Annotated in this window: 1 protein-coding gene; it reads left to right on the plus strand. The window is 45.2% G+C overall.

Annotated features, from left to right (window positions below; genetic code table 11):
• Nucleotides 1-424: CBS domain-containing protein (locus A3757_RS03990; protein WP_082872053.1), on the plus strand; the 424-nt coding region annotated here is incomplete at its 5' end.
• Nucleotides 425-498 lie beyond the last annotated feature (74 nt).

The following is a 498-nucleotide window of genomic DNA, read 5'->3' on the forward strand; positions in this document are numbered from 1 at the left end:
AGCAAGTGACGTGCATTCCGTAAAAATAAAAGATTATATGAGCCCAAATGTTTTATCCTTCAAACCTGAAGACAGCGTTATTACGGCTTTAAGAACTCTGGTAAAAAAAGGCCGTTCGGGCGCACCGGTAATAGATAATGAAGGGAAGCTGGTTGGTATTCTTTCAGAATTGGATTGTTTGAAAGAAGCTCTAAATGACGGCTACTACCAATCAGTAGGTGATCGAGTCGCCGATCACATGACGACCGAGCTAGACATGGTTGAACAAGAAGATGATATCATTGTCTGCGCAGAGTTCTTCACTTCTGGCCGACGACGACTACCGGTTATGGACGGCGGCAAGCTTGTTGGCATTATTACTCGTCAAGACTTTGCTCGCGCACTGATCAACCGTATTGACCATCCTCACCACGGTGACAACTAGATCATGAACTACTAGACTGAGCCAGCCCTTCAGGGTTTGGCTCAGGCTGTATTAAACTAATCATTTCCCATCCA

The organism is Oleiphilus sp. HI0117 (genome assembly GCF_001635235.1).